General features: G+C 45.3%; 1 protein-coding gene and 1 pseudogene. Both read left to right on the forward strand.

Annotated elements, in window-relative coordinates:
- Window positions 1–1,600: pseudogene (gene nirB / locus A3729_RS15110) on the forward strand (nitrite reductase large subunit NirB); the annotation flags it as partial.
- A 30-nt stretch (window positions 1,601–1,630) separates the two neighbouring features.
- Window positions 1,631–1,957: a nitrite reductase small subunit NirD gene (gene nirD / locus A3729_RS15115; protein ID WP_068510303.1), complete on the forward strand. Its 327-nt coding sequence runs from the start codon at window positions 1,631–1,633 to the stop codon at window positions 1,955–1,957.
- Window positions 1,958–2,371: the final 414 nt, after the last annotated feature.

The raw sequence follows: 2,371 nt of genomic DNA on the forward strand, positions 1-2,371 counted from the left end.
TTCGTTTACTGGCTCAGACATGAGCACGAAGCTGAAGCTTCTGGGTGTTGACGTCGGCTCAATTGGCGATGCCCATGGTAACACGCCCGGCTCAATCGCTTACGTCTACAGTAACGAAAACTCAGAGCTCTATAAGCGAATCATCGTATCTGAACACCGCAATACACTGTTAGGTGCAGTACTAGTCGGCGACTGTTCAGATTACGACACACTTCTTCAATACTACCTGAACGGTATCGAGCTTCCCGAAAACCCTGAAGGAATGATTCTCCCGTAAGTTGAAGGGGGTGGTCCTGCGCTAGGTGCTTCAGCACTACCAATGGAAGCAACAATCTGTTCATGCCTAAACGTTAGTAAAGGCGACATTATTAACGCTCTTGATTCCGGTTGTTGCAGCGTAGGTGATGTAAAAGGTGAAACCAAAGCAGCTAGCGGTTGTGGCGGTTGCGCAGCACTTCTTAAGGATGTTGTTGATACTGAGCTTGAAGCGCGCGGCGTTACGGTTGATAAAAGCATTTGTGAACACTTCCCTCATACGCGTGAAGAGCTATATCACTTAATTCGTGTCGGTAGTATCATGTCATTTGGCGAACTGGTAGAAAAACACGGTACCGGCCTTGGTTGTGATATTTGTAAGCCTGCGGTAGCAAATATGCTTGCAGCTAGCTGGAATGATTACATTCTAGAAGAGCAACATACAGGCCTGCAGGATACCAACGATACCTTTCTTGCAAACATGCAAAAAGATGGCACCTATTCAGTTGTCCCACGTGTACCAGGTGGTGAGATTACGCCTGAGCAACTGATCGCTATCGGTCAAGTAGGCCAAAAGTACAAACTTTATACAAAGATTACGGGCGGGCAGCGTATAGACTTATTTGGCGCTAAACTTAATGACCTACCCACTATTTGGGGTGAACTAATTGCAGCAGGCCTTGAAACGGGTCACGCCTACGGTAAGTCCTTACGTACCGTTAAGTCGTGCGTCGGATCAACTTGGTGTCGTTACGGAGTTCAGGATAGCGTGGGTCAAGCAATCGATATCGAAAACCGATACAAAGGTTTGCGTACTCCGCACAAGCTAAAAATGGCAGTATCCGGCTGTACTCGTGAGTGTGCAGAAGCGCAAAGTAAAGATGTTGGCATCATTGCAACTGAAAACGGCTGGAACCTCTACCTTTGTGGAAACGGCGGCATGAAGCCACGACATGCTGATCTGTTTGCGACCGATATCAGTACCGAAACGCTAGTTAAATATATTGATCGCTTCTTGATGTTCTACATCAAAACAGCAGACCGCTTACAAAGAACATCTGTATGGATGGACAACCTTGAAGGCGGTATCGAATACCTTCGTGAGGTTATTATTGAAGACAGCCTTGGTATTGCAGCTGAACTTGAAGCTCAGATGCAAAGCGTTGTCGATACTTATCAGTGTGAATGGAAAACTACGGTCGAAGACGAAACAAAACTACGTCGCTTCCGTCAATTTGTTAACTCTGATAAAGAAGATAGTAACGTTGTTTTCGTTGAAGAGCGTGGTCAAGTAAGACCTGCTAGCGAAGACGAAAAATCAAAATTAATCGCTAAGTCAGCTTAATCCAGTACTCACAGATAGGAGAAAATCAAAATGGCACTTAATGAAGTTATCTGTACGAAGTACGATCTTGTAGAAAATTCAGGCGTATGCGCGCTAGTAAACGATGAGCAAGTTGCGATCTTCTACATACCGAGCAGCGAAGAAAAGATTTTCGCAATATCTAACTGGGACCCATGCGGTAAGGCAAATGTTCTTTCTCGCGGGATTGTTGGAGATTTAACCGGCAAGTACGTGGTTGCTTCTCCCCTATACAAACAGCACTTTGACCTTAAGACAGGCGAATGCCTTGAGGAAGAAGACAAATCTGTAACTGTTTACCCAGTTAAACTCGAAGGCGATTCGGTCTTGCTAGCCTAGGCAGCAAGCAAAAAAGTTCTATCAAGCGGGGTGTGTTGGCTGGACTCACGAGGTCGTAAAACAGTCTTCCCACCCCATACATTCTTTCCCTTGTATGTCGCAAGGTTTAGCCCCGAAAGGGGCTTCTTTTTTAACCCCCATCATAAACTTGCTGAAATCAGTGCAATCGTTCAATATGCGCTTTTAACCAAAGCCAACACTTACAAATAGCAGCTGTTTCAGACCTTAGATGCGCACACCTATATTCAATTACCCAATAATCTGGCTCAAAGCTTTTCTGGCAAGCCTGGTTATTTTCTCCTGCTCTACAAAGGTGTGGAGCGAAAGCGCCAATATCGCGGTTGCCTCTAACTTTATCTCCACCGCCAAAGTTTTAATTAAAAACTTTGAGAGTGAAAGCAAGCACAAGATCCA

Source organism: Oleiphilus sp. HI0043, assembly GCF_001634935.1.

Coding starts and splice junctions, on each gene's coding strand:
- nirD (WP_068510303.1), top strand. CDS start 1,631: ATGGCACTTAATGAAGTTATCTGTACGAAGTACGATCTTGTAGAAAAT.